Below are 19,561 nucleotides of genomic sequence, written 5' to 3'. Positions count from 1 at the left end.
AACCAGAGGCCCATGGACCCTTGCCACAGCTCCGGCTGAAGACTTTCACATCGTGTTCATCCCTCGTTGATTCCACCGTCGTCGCGGCTGGACAGCATGGGTGGAGTCCACGCATTCGTTGCCTCGAAGGGAACCACACCCATGGCTTTGTCCATCACGCCGCTCCGCACGCTGGCTGCACCCGCACTGGTTGTCGCCACCCTGGCGGCCTCGGTCGCCGCCGTTCCCGCTGCCGCAGCCCCGGCCGCCCCCTCGACGACGCGGTCCACCGCCGTCGTGCCCCCAGCCGCCAAGGCCCCGGTGGGTGACCCGGTCCTGATCGGGCATCGCGGTGCTGCCGGCACCGCCCCGGAAAACACCATCGCCGCGTTCAAGGCAGGCCGTGCCTCCGGCGCCGATTTCATCGAAACCGATGTGCAGCTGAGCAAGGACGGCGTCCCCTTCCTCTTCCACGACGACACCCCGGCCCGCACCACCAACGTGGCGCAGGTCTTCCCCGGTCGTGAGGACGACCCGATCACCTCCTTCACCTGGCGGGAGTTGCGCGCCCTCGACGCCGGCTCCTACTTCGGCAAGAAGTTCACCGGCGAACGCATCCCGCATCTGGATGACATCGCCAAGATCGCCAACCGCAAGACCGGGGTGTACCTGGAGATCAAGTCGCCGAAGAACTCGCCAGCCGTGGAACAAGTGGTGGCCCGGAAGCTGGCCCACCACCCGGCCTGGAAGAAGCTCGTGGCCGCCGGGAAGGTCAACGTCCTGGGCTTCGACCCGTCGTCGAACCGCGAGTTCGCCGCCCTGGCACCGAAGATCCCGCTCCAACAGCTCTCAGGCGTCATCCCCAGCGCCGCCACGCTGAAGGACTGGTCCACGTTCGTGGACTCGGTGGGCACCAGCTACCGCGCGCTGACCCCCGCCCAGGTCGACAGCGTGCGGGCGGCCGGCCTGGACATCGGCGTCTACACGGTCAGCTCACCGGAATCCGTGACCGCCGCTGTGGGTCTCGGCGTGGACATGGTCACCGGGGACTTCCCCGCGCAGGCAGTGCGGCTGCAGGCGGGCCAGGCGGCGTTCCCGCAGGCCAAGGGCCTGGCGATCGTCGACTCGGTGAACAACCCCGCGGGTGATGACGTGCAGCCGGAGAAGGGCGAGCATGTGGTGGTGCGCAACACCACGGACAAGGCCATTGATGCCTCGGGGATCATCCTGCGCGATGCTGCCAACAACATCCTGACCGTCGGCGCCGGGTACACGATCGCGCCCCACGGCGATCTGCGCCTCTACACCGGTCCCGGCACCAACTCGGCCACGAAGTACTACAACGGGCGCACCGCCTCCATCCTGAACAACGGCGGCGACTCGGTGGCACTGTGGGATGCCCGCGGCAAGCTGCAGGACGTGTTCGCCAACTAGCCACACCGCAGGCGGGGAGGCCCTACCCGAACCAGGGCTTCTCCGCCTTCGCCGTGGTGCCATCGTGGTCGGCGATGTTCAGCCACGCATCGACGTACTCCTTGAACGCGATGTCCCCGCGCGGCAGCAGGTACGCCTTCTGCGAGTAGTTGAACGGCTTGTCGGGGTGCACCGCACAGAGCTCGGGGTGCTCGTTGGCCACCCAGCGGGTCTCCGAGGCGTCGGTGGTCATCACGTCGGCCTTGCCGTCGATGATCTGGTCGAAGATCGTGTTGTTGTCCGTGAACTCGATGATCTTCCCGCGCGGGTAGTGCTCTTCGGCGAACTTCTGGTTGGTGCCGCCGATCGGGGTGATGGAGCGGACCCCGGGCTGGTTGATCTCCGCGATCGTGTCGTACTTCTTGACGTTCTCGCAGCGGGTGATCGGCGTCTTGCCCTCGTCCAGGGTGGCCGTGGAGAAGGCAGCCTGCCCGGCGCGCTCCAGCGAGATGGACACCCCGCCGACCGCGATGTCGCAGGAGGCCAGGAAGTCGGGCATCAGGTCCTTCCACGTGGTGTCCACGAACTCCGCCTTCACGCCCAGGCGCTTCGCCAGGTCGCGGGCCATGTCCACGTCCAGTCCCGAATACTTCCCGGTCTTCGGGTCCTTGTAGGTGAACGGGCGGTAGTCCCCGGTGGTGCAGACCTTCAGCACCCCGGCGTCACCGATGGCGTCCAACCGCGAGGCGGGAACACCGCCGTCGTTCCCTGCCTGGCTGGCCGCAGGCGACCCGGAGGACGACGCCGGAGCCTGGGCCGGTGCCCCGCCTCCGGTGCAGGCGGTGGTGGCCACGGCCAGGAGGACCGCAGCGGCGGCCAGTGGTGTGCGTTTCATCAGGATGCTCCCCGGTAGATGGTGTGATGCAAGGCACCACCCTAGGGGCGATCGCGGCGCTCGCGCTCCTTGACGACGACGGCGCCAGCGCAGATGATCGAGCAGGAACGGCCACACCCGACATTTGTTAACGGAGGCAGCATGCGCGAGGTCAAGACGGGACTTTTCCAATCGGTCGACGGGGTGGTCGAATCACCGAACCTGTGGCAGTTCGACAGCTTCGACGACGAACTCGGTGCCGGGATGGGCACCATGATGACCCAGACCGACACGGTCCTGCTGGGCCGGCGCAGCTACGAGGAGTGGGCCGGGTACTGGCCGAACGCCGGCCAGGACGACCCGTTCGCCTCCTTCATCAACCCCGTCGAGAAGTTCGTCGCCTCCCGCACGCTGACCGGCGAGCTGGCCTGGGAGAACGCCTCGCTCATCCAGGCGCCGCTGGAGGACTTCGTACGGGATCTGCGCCAGTCCGACGGCGGGGACATTTCCGTCTGCGGCAGCATCTCGGTGGTGCGCCAACTGCTGTTCGCCGGGTTGCTGGATTCGTTGCTGTTGATGGTGCACCCGGTGATCGCCGGGGCCGGCAAGCACCTGTTCGAAACCGGCGACCCGACCACGCGGCTGGTCCTGCAGGATTCCCAGCAGACGTCCAAGGGCAACATGCTGCTGAGCTATGGACGCCACAGCGATTGAGCCGGACCATTCCCGTCGTTGACGCGGGCCCCGGGGGATGGCTCGAGTCCCTCCCGTGGCTGGGCATGCTCGGTGGCATCATCGGGGGTCTGGTGCTCGTCTACGTGTTGGCCCTGTTGATGCTGTGGATCTACGCCCGGCGCAACCCCGGGGTGGTGGGCCTACGTGACGCCCTGCAGTTCGTGCCCGATCTGCTGGTGCTCCTGAAGCGGATCCTCGCGGATCGGACAGCGGGCCGGGCGCCGCGGTTCCTGGTCGCCGGACTGTTGCTGTACCTGCTGTGTCCCATCGACCTGGTCCCCGACTTCATCCCGGTGCTGGGCTATGCCGACGACGTGCTGGTGGTTGCCTGGGTCCTGCGACTGGTTGTTCGTTCCGCCGGCCCGGAACCCGTGCGCACACACTGGCCGGGGACCCCCGCGGGGCTCCAGGCCATGGAGCGGCTGGCCGGGATTCGCGGGCGACCGTCCAACCCGCTGGGCACCCCGGAGGAGCCAACGTGAGATCGTTCGTCGCGGTGGGCGGCCGGGGCCGCTTTGCGCGGGTCAGCCGCCCGTCGGCGGCTCGATGAGCTTGAACGATGACCCGGTGGGATCGGACAGGGAGGCGACTGTGCCGAAGGGCGAATCCTGCGGCGGGTCGATGACGCTGGCACCGAGCCCCAGGGCCTGGGTGATCGCCAGCTCGGTGTCGTCGACCTGGAAGTAGACCTGCCAGGCGGCAGGATACCCGGAGTGCAGGAACGCGGCGGCGTCCAGGATGCCGGCGCTCGCCTCCTCGCCGGTCCCGAGGGTGGCGTAGCGGAACTCGTCGGTGTCCGACATCAGCGAGGCGTCCCAACCCAAGACGTCGCGGTAGAACGCGAGGGTCTCGGCGAAGTGGCGCGCGTGCAGTTCATGCCAAGCAGGAGCCCCGGGCTCGCCGTGGAGTCGGAACCCGGTGTGGCCTCCGAACTGCCAGAGCCCCACGGAAGCCCCCGCCGGATCCAGCAGCATGGCCATGCGCCCCTGCTCCGGGATGTCGAGGGGGCCCATGAGCACCTTGCCTCCGTGGCCGGGGACGGAGGCCGCGGTCGCCTCGAGGTCCTCGACCCGCAGGTAGGTGGTCCAGCCGTCCGGGTAGCCGCCCTCGCCGTCGTTCTTCATGATCCCGGCCACCGGCTGGCCGTTCTTGGAGGCCACGATGTACCCGCCATGGGTTTCCTGGTCGCCGGCTTCGAAGGTCCAGCCGAAGAGCGTCGCGTAGAAGGCCTGGGCGCGCTCCGGGTTCGAGGTCATCAGGTCGATCCAGCACGGGGCACCGGGACGGAGGTCGGGTACGGGCATGGTGTCCTCCTGGGCGAAAAGTGGTGTGCCTCTGCCGTGAAGTCTAGGCCCGCAGGGTCGTTGACGCACGGACGACCAGTCCGGGCTTCAGGATCAGCTGACGGTGTTCGAACCCGGGGCCCGCCGAGGCTTCTTCCAGCAACAGGCCCATTGCTGCGTTGCCCAACTCGGTCGCATGCTGCTGGATGGAGGTCAGCGGGACGGCTGCCGAGGCGGCGAAGTCGATGTCGTCGTACCCCACGACGGCGATGTCCTCGGGCACGCGGATGCCTCCGGCGGCGGTCAGGCCCTGGATGATGCCCAGGGCGAGGAGGTCGTTGGCGGCAAACACGCCGTCGGGGCGGTCTGCGGACGGCAGCTGGGCGAACGACTGGCCCATCTGGCGTCCTGCAAGCAACGTCATGGCTGTGACCTGGTGGACCACGGGCTCGGCGAGCCCCGCCGAACGCGCGGCGTTCCGGGCGCCCTCGAGGCGGTCGCGCACCTGGGGCAGGCCGGCGGGGCCACCGACGAATGCCAGACGGCGGCGTCCCGTGGCAGCAAGATGCCCGACGGCGAGCCGGCCTCCTTCGACATCGTCCACCGCAACGGAGGAGAAGGACGAGTGGTGGGTCTGCCGGTCCACCAGCACTGTGGGGATCCCGTGCTGGCGGAGTTGTTCCAGGCGGTGCGAGACGTTGCCCACGGGGGTGATCAGCACTCCCCGGACCCGCTGTTCTTCAAACAATCCGAGATAGCGCGCCTCACGCTGGGCGTCCTCTCCGCTGTTCCCCACCAGCACGCTGACGCCTTCCTGCGCGGCATGGTCTTCGGCACCGCGGGCCATGTCGGAGAAGAACGGGTTAGCGGCGTTCAGGACCACCAGGCCGACGCTGCGACTCAGGCCCGCGCGAAGCTGGCTGGCGGCACCGTTGCGCACAAACCCCAGCTTGGCGATGGATTCGTTGACCCGTTCAAGAGTCGCGGGGGAGACGCGGTCGGGTCGGTTGAGCACGTTGGATACCGTCCCGACGGAAACGCCGGCCAAAGCGGCAACGTCCTTGACGCTGATGGTGGCCACGGTTGTCTCCTGTCCTGAACTGGTCTCGATCAACTGTAACCGTGCATTGAAACGAATCAAATTTTCTTGCCAATATCCGTTTCATTTCATTGACCGGCGACGATACCCGTGCTTATGATCTAGCACACACTTGAATTGAAACGATTCAGATCACGGATCCACGATGAGCAAAGGTGCCCCCATGGAAGACCAACCCCCCAGTGGACAGCGTCCCGTCCTGTCGCTGCACGGGGCACTGAAGACCTTCGGCCCCGTGGTCGCACTGGCAGACGGGACCATCGAACTCATTCCGGGCGAAATCCATGCCCTCTGCGGCGAGAACGGGGCCGGAAAATCCACGCTGGTGAAGATCCTCGCCGGTGTCCACGCCCCGGATCGGGGGACTTTCCAGGTCGCCGACGAGGCGGTCTCCTTCAAGACGGTTGCCGATAGCAAGGCAGCAGGCATCTCCGTGATCTACCAGGAACCCACGCTCTTTCCGGACCTGAGCGTTGCCGAGAACATCTACATCGGACGCCAGCCGAAGAACCGCTTCGGATTCGTGGACCACGGACGCATGCGACGCGATGCTGCGGAGGTTTTCGCCCACCTCGGCGTCAAACTCGATCCCTCCAGGACGGCCGAGGGCCTCTCCATTGCCGACCAGCAACTCATCGAGATCGCCAAGGCGATTTCCCTGAACGCCCGCGTTCTGGTTATGGATGAGCCCACGGCAGCACTGAGCGGACATGAGGTGCAGCGGCTGTTCACGGTGGCTCGTGGGCTCCGGGACCAGGGAGCCGCAGTACTGTTCATCTCCCACCGCTTCGACGAGGTGTTCGCCCTCTCGGACCGCATCACCGTCATGCGCGATGGCCGCTACATCACCACCCGTTCCACCGATGGGACCACGACCGATGAAATCGTGCGGGACATGGTCGGACGCGATGTCGACGCCCTGTACCCGAAGACGGAAGCGGCCGTGGGCGCGCCTGTTCTGCAGGTCGCGGGAATGACACGCCGTGGCGTTTTTGCCGACATCGGTTTCCAGGTCAGGGCCGGCGAAATCGTGGCTCTCGCCGGACTCGTGGGTGCCGGGCGCACCGAGGTGGCACGCGCCGTCTTCGGGATCGACACATACGACGCCGGAACGGTCTCCATCGGCGGACGGCGTATCCGAGCCGCGGACCCCCAGGCAGCGATCGCCGCTGGAATCGGCTTTGTGCCCGAGGACCGCCGGAAGCAAGGGCTGGTCATGGGGCTGTCCGTGGGGCGGAACTCCACGCTGACCCTACGCAAGAACTTCCGCACCTTCGGCTTGATCAACTCCCGCGCCGAGGCGCAGGCGGCCCGCGAATGGACCAGGAAACTCCAAGTCAAGGTCGCCAGTCTCCGCCAGCCCGTATCCACGCTCTCTGGCGGCAACCAGCAAAAGGTGGTGCTTGCCAAATGGCTGGCCACGAATCCCAAGCTGCTGATCGTCGACGAACCCACCCGGGGCATCGATGTGGGTACCAAGTCGGAGGTGCACCGCCTTCTTTCGGAGCTCGCCGGCCAGGGAATGGCCATCCTCATGATCTCCTCCGAACTTCCGGAGGTCCTCGGCATGGCGGATCGGGTACTGGTCATGCACGAAGGCCGCATCACCGCCTCGCTGGATGGCACCGAAGCCACCCCCGAAGCAGTGATGCTTGCCGCCACCGGAACCCAGGAGAGGGCCGCATGAACACCACCAAAGCCCCGCGCGCCGCCGCGACAACGGACACGACGTCACCTGCCCGGACCGCGAAGAGCGGATGGGTTGCCAAGACGGTACGCCAACGCGAGATCCCCGTGATCGCCGCACTGATCCTCCTGGTGGTCATCACGTCGATCATCAACCCGTTGTTCCTCTCGCCCCAGGGCCTCAAGGACCTGATGCTCAACGCGACGATCATGGTCATCCTGGCCGCCGGCCAGGCCATGGTCATCATCACCCGGAACGTGGACCTGTCCGTCGGCTCAATGCTCGGGCTGGTGGCCTTCGGGACCGGAAGCATCTTCAACCTGGCCCCCGGGATACCCATCCCGCTGGTGTTCCTGGGAGGCATGGTCTTCGGTGCCGTGCTCGGAATCGTCAACGGCCTGCTCACCACGCTGGCCAAGGTCCCGTCACTGGTCATCACGTTGGGAACGCTCTACGTCTTCCGGGGACTGAACAACGCATGGGCGGGCGGAACCCAGTACTTCGCCGGCGATCGGCCCACCGAATTCGGCGGTCTGAGTGTCGACACCTTCCTGGGCATGCCGATCATTACCCTGCTCGCCGTCGTCGTCGTGGTCATCGTGGCATTTTTCATGGGCGGCACCCGGCCCGGCCGGGACTTCTACGCCATCGGATCCGATCCGGACGCGGCCCTGTTGTTCGGCATCCCCGTCGCACGCCGGGTCCTGATGGCCTTCGTCGCCAACGGGGCACTGGCCGGCCTGGCGGGCGTGCTCTATGCCAGCCGCTTCAACGCGGTCGGCGCCACCACGGGCACGGGACTGGAACTCGACGTCGTCGCGGCCGCGGTGGTCGGTGGCGTCGCGATCTTCGGTGGATCCGGCACCATTGCGGGAGCCGCCATTGGCGCCATCCTGCTCAATACCATCACCTCGTCGCTCACCGCGGTCCGGGTGGACAAATTCTGGCAGCAGGCGATCGTCGGCATCCTGATCATCGCATCCATCCTCATCGACCGGCTCGCGGGACTGCGTCGAGCCAAGGTCCTGCGCGAAACGGAGGGAAGGCATGTCTAGCGCCCCCACCACAGTCGACACCACCGTTGCCCTGACGGATGAAGCCACCGAGGCCGGACCGAGGTGGTGGGCTGGCCGCGACGCCATCATGATCTTCGTGCTGATTGCGTTCCTGCTCTATGCGGCACTGTTCATCCCCCGGTTCGCCACCCCGGTCACTGCTGGCTTTCTGCTGCTGGACGTCATCCCCACGCTCCTGATCGCCCTGCCGATGACGCTGATCATCGTCACCGGCGAAATCGACCTGTCAGTGGCTTCCATCGCCGGGCTGACCAGCGCCGTCATGGGCGTGCTGTGGGCCGCCGGAACCGGGATCTGGGTCGCCGTCGGCATCGCCGTCCTCTGCGGAGCCGTGGCCGGGGCACTCAACGGAGTGCTGATCGCGTATCTGGGATTGCCCTCGCTGGCGGTCACCATCGGCACCCTCGCCCTGTACCGCGGCCTGGCCCTGGTGGTCATCGGTGACAACGCCGTCGCGAACTTCCCGCCGGCGCTGACCGCCTGGGTGTCCTCCAAGATCGGCGGCACGGGGATCCCCACGGTCATGATCCCGATCGTCGTCCTGGTGGTCGTTTTCGGACTGCTCCTGCACAAAACGGCGTTTGGCCGCGGAATCTACGCCATGGGGTACAGCACGGACGCGGCCCGGTTCGTCGGCATCAACGTGGAGCGGACCAAGTTGTTGCTCTACATCGCCAGCGGCCTGGTCTCCGCCGCGGCCGGGGTGTTCTGGACGCTGCGCTACACCAGCGCCCGCAGCGACAACGCCTCCGGTCTGGAGTTGCTGGTCATCGCCGCGGTCCTTCTGGGTGGGGTATCCATTTTCGGCGGCAAGGGGAGCATCCCCGGAGTGGTCGCCGGCGTCCTGCTCATCGGGTCCCTGAACTACGCGCTCCGGTTGGGGAGGATCTCCGACGTCGTCCTGGTCACCGTCACCGGGTTGCTGCTCATCGCCTCCGTGGTGGCCCCCAGCCTGGGAGCCGGCATCGGCAGGATGCGGCACGCGCGAAGCATTCGAACCCAAGTGGCCGGAATGAAGAAGGAGGCATCCGAAGGGCCCGGGTAACGCACCGGCGACTATCGCCGCCGTCACCCGTTTTGCACCCACATCACCCGCACCACCCATCCCGCTCCACAGACCGGGCCGAGGCCCACGAACACAAGGAAACGAAGATGTTTACTTCACGACCCAAGCGCTTCACCTCCCTGGCCGCCGTCGCAGCCGTCGCCGCCCTGGCCCTCTCTGGCTGTGCCGGCGCGGACACCAGCTCCAACGCCGCAGGGTCCGGGGGATCCTCCGGAGCGGTATCCGATGCCACGGTCACCTTCATTCCCAAGCAGCTGAACAACCCTTACACCGACGTGGTCCTGGGTGGCGGAAAGTCCGGTGCCAAGGATGCCGGTTTCGCCTCATCCAACGTGGTGGGCCCGCTGGAGGCTTCGGCGTCGAGCCAGGTCACCTTCATCAACGCCGAGACCCAGGCCGGGACCAACGCCATTGTCATCGCCGCCAACGACCCGGATGCAGTCTGCGGCGCACTGGGCGAAGCGCGCAGTGCCGGCGCCAAGATCGTCGCCTTCGACTCCGACACCAACCCCGATTGCCGGGACCTTTTCGTCAGCCAGGTCGTGGCCAAGGATGTGGCGCTGATCCAGACCAAGCTGATTGCCGAGCAGATCGGCAGGAAGGGCAAGATCGCGATCCTTTCGGCCACTGCCAACGCCACCAACCAGAACGAATGGATCAAGTACATGGAGGAGGAGCTGGACTCCAACCCGAAGTACAAGGACATCAAACTGGTCGCCAAGGTCTACGGCGATGACGACGACACCAAGTCCTTCCAAGAGGCCCAGGGCCTGATGCAGTCCCACCCGGACCTCAAGGGCATCATCTCCCCGACGACCGTGGGCATCGCCGCGACGGCTCGCTACCTGTCCACCTCGCAGTACAAGGGCAAGGTCGCCCTGACCGGGCTGGGACTGCCCAACGAGATGCGCGCCTTCGTCAAGGACGGAACGGTCTCCGAATTCGCCCTCTGGGATCCGGCACAACTGGGCGAGGTATCCGCCTATGCCGCCAAGGCACTCGTGGACGGAACCATCACCGGTGCCGAAGGTGACAAGTTCACCGCTGGCGATCTGGGAGAGCGCACTATCGGGGCCAACGGCATCGTCGTCGTCGGCCCACCGACCGTGTTCAACAAAAAGAACATCGGTGATTACGACTTCTAGGCCGTAGCACCACACCACGGCCCGGGCGGATCTCCGCCCGGGCCCCACACTCTCGAAGGAGCCCACCGTGCCGGCATCCACGTCGCTGGAGCAACTGCTGCCGCAGCATTCACGTCGCAAGACGCGCATTGGCCTGGTATCCGGAGGCCTTGGCGCCTACTGGCCGCAATTCCCCGGGTTGCTTCCCCAGCTGAAGGAATCCACGGCCTACGTGGCGGGACGCTTTGGCGCATTGGACGCCGAGGTCGTCGACGTCGGCTTCGTTTCCGATGCCCACGATGCCCAGGTCGCAGCGGAAAAACTGCGCGTGGCCGACTGCGACCTGCTGGTCATGTTCGTGGCGACCTACCTGACCAGTTCCATGGTGCTGCCCATCGCGCAGCGCACCGGCGCCCCGGTGTTGGTGGTGGATCTGCAACCCACCGAAACCATGGACCACGCCACCTTCGGCACCGGCGAATGGCTGGCCTACTGCGGTCAATGCCCCGTCCCGGAAGTCGCGAACGTCTTCCGCCGGGCCGGGATAGAGTTCCGGTCCGTCTCCGGCCACCTTCACCAGGAATCGGCATGGGAACGGATCAACGCATGGGTCATGGCCGCTGCCGTCCGCGGGCGGCTCCGCACGGCACGTCATGGGCTGATGGGGCATCTCTACCCCGGCATGCTCGACGTCTCCACCGACCTGACCCGTGTGTCGACGACCTTCGGCTCGCACGTTGAGGTCCTGGAGTTCGATGACCTGCGTGAACGCGTCCATGCCGTGACCGATGCCGAGGTGCTCGAACGCGTGGACGTCGCACGGCAGATCTTCACCGTCGACGATTCGGTCAATGCCGAGGACTTCAACTGGGGTGCGCGGGTCTCCGTGGGACTGGATCGCCTGGTGGCGGACTTCGACCTGGACTCGCTGGCCTATTACCACCGTGGTCTGGCCGGCGAAACCCACGAGCGACTGGGCGCCGGCATGATCCTGGGAGCTTCCCTGCTGACGGCCCGCGGCATCCCCATGGCCGGTGAATACGAACTGCGCACCTCGCTGGCGATGCTGGCCGCCCAGGCCCTCGGCGCCGGAGGATCCTTCACGGAGATCCAAGCCCTGGATTTCACCGCCGGTGTCGTGGAAATGGGACACGACGGCCCAGCGCACCTGGCCGTCAGCGCCGGTGAACCGCTGCTGCGGGGTCTGGGCGTCTACCACGGCAAACGCGGCTGGGGGGTGTCGGTGGAGTTCGACGTCCGGCATGGCCCCGTCACCGCCTTTGGCATCGGCGAGGAACGCGATGGCAGCTACACCTTCATCACCTGCGAGGGCAACGTCGTCGACGGTCCATTGCTGCAGATCGGCAACACCACCTCGCGTGTCGACTTCGGGATGGACCCCGGTGAATGGGTCGACGCGTGGAGCGCCACCGGGATCGGACACCACTGGGCCCTGTGCGTGGGACATCGAGCCTCACAGCTGACATCAGCTGCCTCCCTGCTGGGCATCGAACACCGCCACGTGGGGTCGTGACCACCATGGAAAGAGTCTGCTTCCAGCTCCAGGTCAGACAGGACGCCATTCCCGAGTACCGGCGTCGGCATGCTGCCGTCTGGCCGGACATGCTCACCGCCCTGCACGCCTCGGGGTGGCGGAACTACTCGATCTTCCTCGGAGCCGATGGCCTGTTGATCGGCTACTTCGAAACCGAAGACCTGGCCGCCGCCCAGGCTGCGATGGCGGCCACGGACGTCAATGCCCGCTGGCAGGAACAAATGGGCGAATTCTTCGTCGACCTCGACAGTCCACCGGACGAGGGCTTCATCCGGCTGGATGAGATCTTCCATCTTGAGGACCAGCTCGATGCTGGCACCACCCCTACAGGAGAGTCATCATGAACATCAACCCCGGTGGGGACCTGCTGCCCCCGGACGTCACGGACCGGCTGGCCACGCAGGCCATCGAGGTCCCGTCGTGGGCCTACGGCAATTCGGGCACGCGCTTCAAGGTCTTCGGCACCCCCGGGACCCCGCGGACCGCCGAGGAGAAGATCGCCGATGCTGCCCAGGTGCACCGCTTCACCGGTTTGGCCCCCCGGGTGGCCCTGCACTACCCGTGGGACCTGGTGGACGACTTCGGGGCACTGCGCCGCTTCGCCGAAGACCACGGCGTCGGGCTGGGAACCATCAATTCCAACACCTTCCAAGACGACGACTACAAATTCGGCTCCCTGACCCACGTCGACGGCGCCATTCGCCGTAAGGCCATCGACCATCACTTGCGGTGCATCGAGGTGATGGGCCAAACGGGGTCCCGGGACCTGAAGATCTGGCTGGCCGATGGGACCAACTATCCCGGCCAGGGCGACATCCGCGCACGCCAGGATCGGTTGGCCGGCTCCTTGGGGGAGATCTATGCCCAGCTCGGCGACGACCACCGGCTGGTACTGGAATACAAGTTCTTCGAGCCGGCTTTCTACCACACGGACGTTCCCGACTGGGGAACGGCGTTCGCCCAGACGCTGGCACTGGGGGAGAAGGCCACGGTGTGCCTGGACACCGGCCATCATGCTCCGGGAACCAACATCGAGTTCATCGTGGCCCAGCTGTTGCGGCTGGGAAAGCTGGGGTCCTTTGACTTCAATTCACGCTTCTATGCCGACGACGATCTCATCGTCGGGGCCGCCGACCCGTTCCAGCTCTTCCGCATCATGTACGAAGTCATCCGCGGCGGTGGCCTGGAGGAGGCAACGGGAGTTGTCTTCATGCTGGACCAATGCCACAACGTCGAGGAGAAGATCCCCGGGCAGATCCGCAGTGTGCTCAACGTCCAGGAGATGACCGCCCGCGCCTTGCTGATCGACCAGGACGCGTTGGGCGCAGCCCAGGAATCCGGAGACGTGCTCGGCGCCAACGAGATCTACATGGACGCCTTCTATACCGACGTCCGCCCGGCCCTCGCCGCCTGGCGTGAGGGTCGGGGCCTCCCGGCACACCCGATGAACGCGTTCGCCGAATCCGGATACCAGCAGCAGATCACCACCAGCCGTGCCGGTGGCACCCAACTGGGGTGGGGAGCGTGACGCCGTGCCGACACCACCCCAACGACCGAAGGACCACGTCATGACCCACCCCGCAGTACGGGACCTCATTGCCCGGTCCAACCGACTGGGCGCAGACCCGAAGAACACGAACTACGCAGGCGGCAACACCTCGGCCAAGGGAACGGCAACAGACCCCGTCACCGGGGAGGACATCGAACTGCTCTGGGTCAAGGGCTCCGGCGGCGACCTGGGCACGCTGCGCGAGGAGGGACTGGCCGTCCTCCGCCTCGACCGGGTGCGCGCGATGCAAGGGACCTACCCAGGTGTCGACGACGAAGACGCAATGGTCGCCGCCTTCGACTACGCCCTGCACGGCAAAGGCGGGGCCGCCCCGTCCATCGACACGGCCATGCACGGACTCGTCGACGCCGCCCACGTGGATCACCTGCACCCGGATTCCGGCATCGCGATTGCCACCGCGGCCGACGGCGAGGCACTGACGACACGCATCTTCGGCGAGAAGGTGGTCTGGGTTCCCTGGCGCCGCCCCGGATTCCAGCTCGGCCTGGACATCGCGGCGATCAAGTCATCCCACCCACAGGCCATCGGTTGCATCCTCGGCGGACACGGCATCACGGCATGGGGCCAAACCAGCGACGAGTCCGAGGCCAACTCCCGGTGGATCGTGGAAACGGCAGCGTCCTACATCGAGGCGAACGGAGCAGCCGAACCATTCGGCCCGGCCCTACCCGGCTACGAACCCCTACCCGAGGGTGAACGCCGGACCAAGGCCGCCGCCCTGGCACCGGCGATTCGCGCACTGGCGAGCACCGACAAACCCCAGGTCGGCTATTTCACCGACTCCGCTGAGGTCCTCGAATTCCTGGCCTCGACCCGACACACCGAATTGGCAGCGCGGGGAACCAGCTGTCCGGATCACTTCCTGCGCACCAAGATCAAGCCGCTGGTCGTTGACCTGCCCTCTGACGCCGGCGTGGAGGAAACCATCCACCGCCTGACCGAACTGCAGGAGGCCTACCGGCAGGACTACAGCGCCTACTACGGGCGCCATGCCGAGGCCGATTCCCCGGCCATGCGCGGCGCCGACCCGGCCATCGTCCTGGTTCCGGGTGTGGGCATGTTCAGCTTCGGCAAGGACAAGCAGACGGCCCGCGTGGCCGGCGAGTTCTACATCAACGCCATCAACGTCATGCGCGGCGCAGAATCACTGTCGACCTACAGCCCCATCGACGAGGCGGAGAAATTCAGGATCGAATACTGGGCGCTGGAGGAGGCCAAGCTGCAGCGCATGCCGAAGCCCAAACCCCTGGCCACGCGCATTGCCCTGGTCACCGGCGCGGCATCGGGCATCGGCAAGGCCATCGCCGAACGGCTCGCGGCCGAGGGGGCCTGCGTGGTCATTGCCGACCTGGACCTGCAGAAGGCCCGCGACGTCGCCGCAGGCATCGGAACCACCGACCAGGCCATCGGGATCCGAGCCGATGTCACCAGCGAGGAGGAAGTCCAGACGGCCGTCGAGGCAGCACTCTTGGCCTTCGGCGGGCTCGACATCGTCGTCAACAATGCGGGTCTCTCGCTCTCGAAGTCCCTTCTCGAAACCACGGTCAAGGACTGGGACCTGCAGCACGACGTCATGGCCAAGGGATCCTTCCTGGTGTCCCGGGCGGCGGCGAAGGTGCTCATCGCGCAGAAGCTCGGCGGCGACATCGTGTACATCTCCTCGAAGAACTCCGTCTTCGCCGGACCGAACAACATCGCCTATTCCGCCACCAAGGCGGACCAGGCCCACCAGGTGCGTCTGCTGGCCGCCGAACTCGGCGAATACGGGGTGAAGGTCAACGGCATCAACCCGGACGGAGTGGTTCGCGGATCGGGCATCTTCGCCGGGGGATGGGGCGCCAAACGAGCCGCGGTCTACGGCGTCGAGGAGGAGAACCTGGGCGAGTTCTACGCCCAACGCACCCTGCTTAAACGCGAGGTCCTCCCCGAGAACGTCGCCAATGCGGTCTTCGTGCTCTGTTCGGCCGATTTGTCCCACACCACCGGGCTGCATGTCCCCGTCGATGCCGGCGTCGCGGCAGCCTTCCTGCGCTGACGTGGATCCACTGGAGCAGACGGCCCCAACAGCCGGGCGCGTGTATGTGGCCATCGACATCGGTGCTTCCTCCGGGCGGGTCATGGTGGGCCGGCTCGACGGCGCGCCAGGCGCCGAGCGCATCACGGTCGAGACCGTGCATCGCTTTCCCAACTCCGTGGTGGACGACGGCGGGGAGCTGAGCTGGGACTTCGAAGGCCTCTACTCGGAGGTCCTGCGGGGGCTCGGCCTCGTCGCCGCCCGCATCGCAACGACCGGTGAGGTCATCGCCGGCATCGGCATCGACACGTGGGCCGTCGATTACGGGCTGGTCCGCGATGGAGAACTGTCCGGAGCGCCACGTGCCTACCGCGACCCCCGGGGCGATGCCGGCGTCGAGAGCGTCCACACCAGGGTCCCGTTCGACGAGCTCTACGCGGTGACCGGGTTGCAGTTCCTGCCGTTCAATACCGTGTACCAACTCGCCACCGAACCGGATGTGGCCGGCGCACGGGCACTGCTGATTCCCGATCTCCTGGCCTACCGGCTGACGGGGGCGATGCGCATGGAGGAGACCAACGCGTCGACCACCGGCCTGCTCGATGCCTCCACGGGCACGCTCTCCACACCCCTGATGGATCGGCTCGGGCTGGACCGCGATCTTTTCGCACCCCTGATTTCACCTGGCGAAGCCTACGGAACACTGCTGGCGGGCGTGGCCGCCGGGACCGGGCTCGATCCGCGGACTCCGGTGATCGCCGTGGGATCCCATGACACGGCTTCGGCAGTCGCCGCGATTCCGGCGGCCGGGGGAGCGCCCTTCGCCTACATCTCCTCCGGAACCTGGTCGCTGGTCGGCATGGAACTGGCGAGCCCGGTGCGGACCCCGGAGAGCCGGGAAGCGAATTTCACCAATGAACGCGGCGTCGATTCGACCATCCGCTTCCTGCGCAACACCGGAGGGCTGTGGCTGTTGCAGGAGTCGATGCGGCACTGGCAGGAGACGGGAACGGACACCGGATCCCTGGCCGGGCTCCTGGAGGCGGCTGCCCTGCTCCCGACCGGTGGCCCCCGCATCGACGTGGGCTCCGACGGGTTCCTCGCCCCGGGAAACATGCCAGGGCGCATTCGTGCTGCCGTGGCAGCGGCCGGCGCCGAGCTGGGAGCCGAGCCTCCCGCCGTCGTGCGTTGCATCCTGGATTCCTTGGCGGCGGGGTACGCCCTGGCGGTCCACACGGCGGCCCGCTTATGCGGTGACGCACCGCAGGTCTTGCACATCGTCGGCGGGGGATCCCAGAACACCCTGTTGTGCCAGCTGACCTCGGACGCCACGGGCCTGCCCGTCATCGCCGGCCCGGTCGAGGCCACGGCGCTGGGCAATCTCCTCGTCCAGGCGCGGGCGGATACCGGCGCCCGGGCGACGCTGGCGGAGATGAGGGCGGTGGTCGCCCGGTCGGTCGAGACCGCCACCTACACTCCGCGACACAACCCAGAACGCTAGGCCATGCCATGCTGGGCCCATGGATGAGCTGTGGGATGAACGGATCGAGGCGTTCTGGAAGACGGCGGATGATGCCGACCCCGAACGCGTGCTCTCGGGCATGAAGGCCCTGATGGCCGAGCGGCCGGACGGCGACCCGGCGGCCCTGTTCGAATGGGCCGGGGCGCACGATTTCCTGGGGCTGGAGGAGCAGGCAGTGCCGCTCTACCGCCGGGCCCTGGACGCCGGGCTCGACGGCGAACGCCGTCCCCAGGCGGTGATCCAGCTGGCCAGCTCGCTGCGCAACAGCGGGCAGGCGGCCGAGGCCGTCGAACTGCTGGAGGCCATGGAGCCGGAGGCATCGGTGGGCAGCGCCCGGGAGGCCTTCCTGGCCCTGGCCCTGCACGACGCCGGCCGGCCCACCGAGGCGCTCACCGTCGCCTTGCTCGCGCTGCAGGACACCCTGCCGCTGTACGGGAACGTGGTGGGTTCCTACGCCCGCGATCTGGGGGCAACCCCGCACGCCTGATCGTCGTTGGCATCACCGGTATCCGTTGGTCACCGGATGGCCATGCGGGGTTCACCGGGGCGCGCGAGACTGGAGGGGACAGTTCCGGATGGTCCCAGGAGAGTCCAGCATGAGCGTCATCACCGAACACCGCATCACCGAACAGCCCGTAGCGCACCCGGCGCAGTTCGCGCCCCCGCTGACGATGATCGGCCCCGTGATGGGGCGGGGCCTGCACGTCATGTCGTTCAACATCCGGCTCGACCGCCCGGAAACCCTCCCCGGGGATCCGGACCACTGGCCGGAGCGCCGGCCCCTGCTCCGCGAGCTCCTGGCGCTGGAACAGCCCACCATCCTCGGCGTCCAGGAGGCCCTGCGCCACCAGTTGGATGCCGTCGCCGAGGGGCTGGGAACCGGTTACGACATGGTCGGCTACAGCCGTGACGCCGATAGCGGCGGCGAACATTGCGCCATCTTCCATGACGCGCGCCGGCTGGATCTCCTCGCGTGGGACCAGGTCTGGCTCTCGGACACCCCCGAGCAGATCGGATCTGCCACCTGGGGCAACGACGTCCCCCGGATCCTGGTGTGGGCACGCTTCCGGGATGCGGTATCCGGCAGGGACTTCGTCCACATCAACACCCACTTCGACCACGAATCGGAGCCTGCGCGGATCAAAAGCGCCGAGGCCATCGTGGCGTTGGCCGAACGGTTTGCCGGCCTGCCCGTCATCGTGACCGGTGACTTCAATGCGGACGCCGGGACGTCCGCGGCCTACACGGAGCTGATCCGACCGGGCGCCTTTGCCGACAGCTGGTACGCGTCTCGCCGGCTGGTCTCCGGGGACTGGGGGACCTTCCCCGGCTACGAAGAACCCGTGGCTGGGGGGACGCGGATCGATTGGATCCTCGCCACTCCGGAGGTGACGGTACACCGCGCGGGCATCAACGTCTGGACGCGGGCAGGACGCTACCCCTCCGACCATGCTCCCGTGCAGGCGGTCATGTCGCTGTAGGGACCCACTCGGTGGTGGAGCCTTCCACGGGGTTCTCCCATTCCGATGGGTTGCCGGAGCCCTCCAGGACATCGCCCAGCCAATAGGTCGCGTCGGGATCCCACCCAGCCAGCATGGTCAGGCCCCGACCGGCATCCAACGGCAGACCGGCAGTGGCAAGGTATCCGGCTGCGGTGAGGTGGACGCCGTCGTACTCCTGTGCCACGGCGGCGAAGTCGGGGATGAGCCAGAGGACATCGAGCCCGGTGGTCTCATATGCTGTTTTGCGCCACGTCTGCGTGACCTCCAGGGGGTGGCGCTCCACCAGGTCGACCCAGTCATCCGGTCCCCGGAGTTCCAGCACGCGCGCATCCGGGGATGGTTCCAGCGGCCAGACGCGGGCGCGGTTCCACCCGGCTCCGTCCTCGACCAGCAAAAGCCCCACCGCCCCGAGCCCGGGTAGCGCACGGCTGGTCTGGACCAGCTGCGACAGGGCGGGTGTAGACCACCACGGGCCGCCGGTGCGCTTCCGCAGAGAGCGGGACCAATGTGAGGCGACGTGCTCCGACTCAACGGTCCGGCGGCGCCATGTGGCCAACCGCCCCGCGGCATCCGAGAGTAGCGGGGCCGCCATGTTGTACTCGTCGATCCACTGCACGGCGCGCTGGCTGCTGGTGTCCACGGGGGAGTCCCACCAGGAAGTGCAGATCCGCTCGGCCAGTTCCCGGGCGATGGGCCCCAGGGCCTGCAGGACCTCCGGCGTCAGGGCGAGTTCATCCACGTCATCGGGCGGCTGCCAGTAGGCGGCGTGGTCGACAGCATGTGCCAGGGCCGTGAGCAGGCCGTCGTCACCGAGCCGCTCAATGGCGGCCAGTGTTTCGGGGGCCGCAACGGCTGCACGGAAACCCTCCCGCAGGTTGGTGTTGTGGGGCTCCCACGCGGCCCTCAGGTGCCGGGACCACAACTCGTCTGACAGTGCGGTCACTGCCTCCAGGCAGAACCGGCGGCCGCGCGGACCCGTCAGCAAGTCGATGCTCGTCATCCCCCGAGACTACCCACCGCGGCCACCGGCCCCCTCCCACCGGCGGCCCACCTGACCTAGGG

The 19,561-nt window shown here is 67.0% G+C and carries 18 protein-coding genes; 14 read left to right on the top strand and 4 right to left on the bottom strand.

Going from position 1 to position 19,561, the window contains the following annotated elements:
- Positions 1–141: 141 nt before the first annotated feature.
- Positions 142–1,413, top strand: coding sequence for a glycerophosphodiester phosphodiesterase family protein (locus ABD088_RS01275; RefSeq protein ID WP_343899553.1), 1,272 nt, complete (start codon positions 142–144; stop codon positions 1,411–1,413).
- A gap of 22 nt (positions 1,414–1,435) precedes the next feature.
- Here the strand turns inward: ABD088_RS01275 and ABD088_RS01270 are convergent, their stop codons facing one another.
- Complete coding sequence (locus tag ABD088_RS01270) at positions 1,436–2,287, bottom strand: transporter substrate-binding domain-containing protein (protein ID WP_343899552.1); 852 nt, start codon at positions 2,285–2,287, stop codon at positions 1,436–1,438.
- A 141-nt stretch (positions 2,288–2,428) separates the two neighbouring features.
- On the opposite strand from ABD088_RS01270, the gene ABD088_RS01265 reads away from it, so the two are divergent.
- Positions 2,429–2,980 carry a dihydrofolate reductase family protein gene (locus ABD088_RS01265; protein WP_343899551.1) on the top strand — a complete coding sequence of 184 codons (552 nt, stop codon included), beginning with the start codon at positions 2,429–2,431 and terminating at the stop codon, positions 2,978–2,980.
- On the top strand, positions 2,977–3,483 hold the full coding sequence (locus ABD088_RS01260; protein ID WP_343899550.1) for a YkvA family protein: 507 nt from the start codon (positions 2,977–2,979) through the stop codon (positions 3,481–3,483). The genes ABD088_RS01265 and ABD088_RS01260 overlap by 4 nt, the downstream gene beginning before the upstream one ends.
- A gap of 42 nt (positions 3,484–3,525) precedes the next feature.
- Here the strand turns inward: ABD088_RS01260 and ABD088_RS01255 are convergent, their stop codons facing one another.
- Entirely contained in the window at positions 3,526–4,305 is a 780-nt protein-coding gene (locus ABD088_RS01255) for a VOC family protein (RefSeq protein ID WP_343899548.1), read from the bottom strand.
- A gap of 43 nt (positions 4,306–4,348) precedes the next feature.
- Positions 4,349–5,365 (bottom strand): LacI family DNA-binding transcriptional regulator, encoded by a 1,017-nt coding sequence (locus tag ABD088_RS01250; RefSeq protein ID WP_343899546.1) that lies wholly within the window; start codon positions 5,363–5,365, stop codon positions 4,349–4,351.
- A gap of 181 nt (positions 5,366–5,546) precedes the next feature.
- Between ABD088_RS01250 and ABD088_RS01245 the strand changes: the two genes are divergently transcribed.
- The 11 genes from ABD088_RS01245 to ABD088_RS01195 all read left to right on the top strand — a co-directional run bounded on the left by ABD088_RS01245 (position 5,547) and on the right by ABD088_RS01195 (position 18,478).
- Entirely contained in the window at positions 5,547–7,070 is a 1,524-nt protein-coding gene (locus ABD088_RS01245; protein WP_343899545.1) for a sugar ABC transporter ATP-binding protein, read from the top strand.
- Positions 7,067–8,125, top strand: a complete 1,059-nt coding sequence (locus ABD088_RS01240; RefSeq protein WP_343899544.1) for an ABC transporter permease — start codon at positions 7,067–7,069, stop codon at positions 8,123–8,125. Before ABD088_RS01245 ends, ABD088_RS01240 begins: the two co-directional genes overlap by 4 nt.
- Complete coding sequence (locus ABD088_RS01235) at positions 8,118–9,191, top strand: ABC transporter permease (RefSeq protein WP_343899542.1); 1,074 nt, start codon at positions 8,118–8,120, stop codon at positions 9,189–9,191. Before ABD088_RS01240 ends, ABD088_RS01235 begins: the two co-directional genes overlap by 8 nt.
- Before the next feature lie 107 nt (positions 9,192–9,298).
- Entirely contained in the window at positions 9,299–10,357 is a 1,059-nt protein-coding gene (gene rhaS / locus ABD088_RS01230; RefSeq protein WP_343899541.1) for a rhamnose ABC transporter substrate-binding protein, read from the top strand.
- A gap of 67 nt (positions 10,358–10,424) precedes the next feature.
- A complete protein-coding gene (locus ABD088_RS01225) occupies positions 10,425–11,870 on the top strand; it encodes an L-fucose/L-arabinose isomerase family protein (protein WP_343899540.1) in 1,446 nt (481 codons plus the stop codon).
- 5 nt (positions 11,871–11,875) lie between these two features.
- Entirely contained in the window at positions 11,876–12,235 is a 360-nt protein-coding gene (locus ABD088_RS01220) for an L-rhamnose mutarotase (protein ID WP_343899846.1), read from the top strand.
- Positions 12,232–13,419, top strand: a complete 1,188-nt coding sequence (rhaI, locus tag ABD088_RS01215) for an L-rhamnose isomerase (RefSeq protein ID WP_343899539.1) — start codon at positions 12,232–12,234, stop codon at positions 13,417–13,419. The genes ABD088_RS01220 and rhaI overlap by 4 nt, the downstream gene beginning before the upstream one ends.
- A 40-nt stretch (positions 13,420–13,459) precedes the next feature.
- Positions 13,460–15,496: a bifunctional aldolase/short-chain dehydrogenase gene (locus ABD088_RS01210; RefSeq protein WP_343899537.1), complete on the top strand. Its 2,037-nt coding sequence runs from the start codon at positions 13,460–13,462 to the stop codon at positions 15,494–15,496.
- A 1-nt stretch (position 15,497) separates the two neighbouring features.
- Positions 15,498–16,976, top strand: coding sequence for a rhamnulokinase (locus ABD088_RS01205; protein WP_343899536.1), 1,479 nt, complete (start codon positions 15,498–15,500; stop codon positions 16,974–16,976).
- A 19-nt stretch (positions 16,977–16,995) separates the two neighbouring features.
- Positions 16,996–17,484, top strand: a complete 489-nt coding sequence (locus ABD088_RS01200; RefSeq protein ID WP_343899534.1) for a tetratricopeptide repeat protein — start codon at positions 16,996–16,998, stop codon at positions 17,482–17,484.
- 109 nt (positions 17,485–17,593) lie between these two features.
- On the top strand, positions 17,594–18,478 hold the full coding sequence (locus tag ABD088_RS01195; RefSeq protein ID WP_343899532.1) for an endonuclease/exonuclease/phosphatase family protein: 885 nt from the start codon (positions 17,594–17,596) through the stop codon (positions 18,476–18,478).
- Here ABD088_RS01195 and ABD088_RS01190 read toward each other — a convergent pair.
- On the bottom strand, positions 18,465–19,499 hold the full coding sequence (locus ABD088_RS01190) for a hypothetical protein (RefSeq protein ID WP_343899530.1): 1,035 nt from the start codon (positions 19,497–19,499) through the stop codon (positions 18,465–18,467). The two genes, ABD088_RS01195 and ABD088_RS01190, sit on opposite strands and share 14 nt — an antisense overlap.
- Positions 19,500–19,561 lie beyond the last annotated feature (62 nt).

Source organism: Arthrobacter rhombi (genome assembly GCF_039526245.1).
In the GTDB taxonomy this organism is placed as follows: domain Bacteria; phylum Actinomycetota; class Actinomycetes; order Actinomycetales; family Micrococcaceae; genus Arthrobacter_H; species Arthrobacter_H rhombi.
The sequence above is the reverse complement of the archived record's forward strand: the minus strand, read 5'-3'. Positions and strand labels throughout refer to the sequence as shown.

Excerpts from the sequence above, each read along its gene's own strand:
- ABD088_RS01275 (WP_343899553.1), top strand. The coding sequence starts at position 142 with ATGGCTTTGTCCATCACGCCGCTCCGCACGCTGGCTGCACCCGCACTG.
- ABD088_RS01270 (WP_343899552.1), bottom strand. The coding sequence starts at position 2,287 with ATGAAACGCACACCACTGGCCGCCGCTGCGGTCCTCCTGGCCGTGGCC.
- ABD088_RS01265 (WP_343899551.1), top strand. The coding sequence starts at position 2,429 with ATGCGCGAGGTCAAGACGGGACTTTTCCAATCGGTCGACGGGGTGGTC.
- ABD088_RS01255 (WP_343899548.1), bottom strand. The coding sequence starts at position 4,305 with ATGCCCGTACCCGACCTCCGTCCCGGTGCCCCGTGCTGGATCGACCTG.
- ABD088_RS01245 (WP_343899545.1), top strand. The coding sequence starts at position 5,547 with ATGGAAGACCAACCCCCCAGTGGACAGCGTCCCGTCCTGTCGCTGCAC.
- ABD088_RS01240 (WP_343899544.1), top strand. The coding sequence starts at position 7,067 with ATGAACACCACCAAAGCCCCGCGCGCCGCCGCGACAACGGACACGACG.
- ABD088_RS01235 (WP_343899542.1), top strand. The coding sequence starts at position 8,118 with ATGTCTAGCGCCCCCACCACAGTCGACACCACCGTTGCCCTGACGGAT.
- rhaS (WP_343899541.1), top strand. The coding sequence starts at position 9,299 with ATGTTTACTTCACGACCCAAGCGCTTCACCTCCCTGGCCGCCGTCGCA.
- ABD088_RS01220 (WP_343899846.1), top strand. The coding sequence starts at position 11,876 with ATGGAAAGAGTCTGCTTCCAGCTCCAGGTCAGACAGGACGCCATTCCC.
- rhaI (WP_343899539.1), top strand. The coding sequence starts at position 12,232 with ATGAACATCAACCCCGGTGGGGACCTGCTGCCCCCGGACGTCACGGAC.
- ABD088_RS01210 (WP_343899537.1), top strand. The coding sequence starts at position 13,460 with ATGACCCACCCCGCAGTACGGGACCTCATTGCCCGGTCCAACCGACTG.
- ABD088_RS01200 (WP_343899534.1), top strand. The coding sequence starts at position 16,996 with ATGGATGAGCTGTGGGATGAACGGATCGAGGCGTTCTGGAAGACGGCG.
- ABD088_RS01195 (WP_343899532.1), top strand. The coding sequence starts at position 17,594 with ATGAGCGTCATCACCGAACACCGCATCACCGAACAGCCCGTAGCGCAC.
- ABD088_RS01190 (WP_343899530.1), bottom strand. The coding sequence starts at position 19,499 with ATGACGAGCATCGACTTGCTGACGGGTCCGCGCGGCCGCCGGTTCTGC.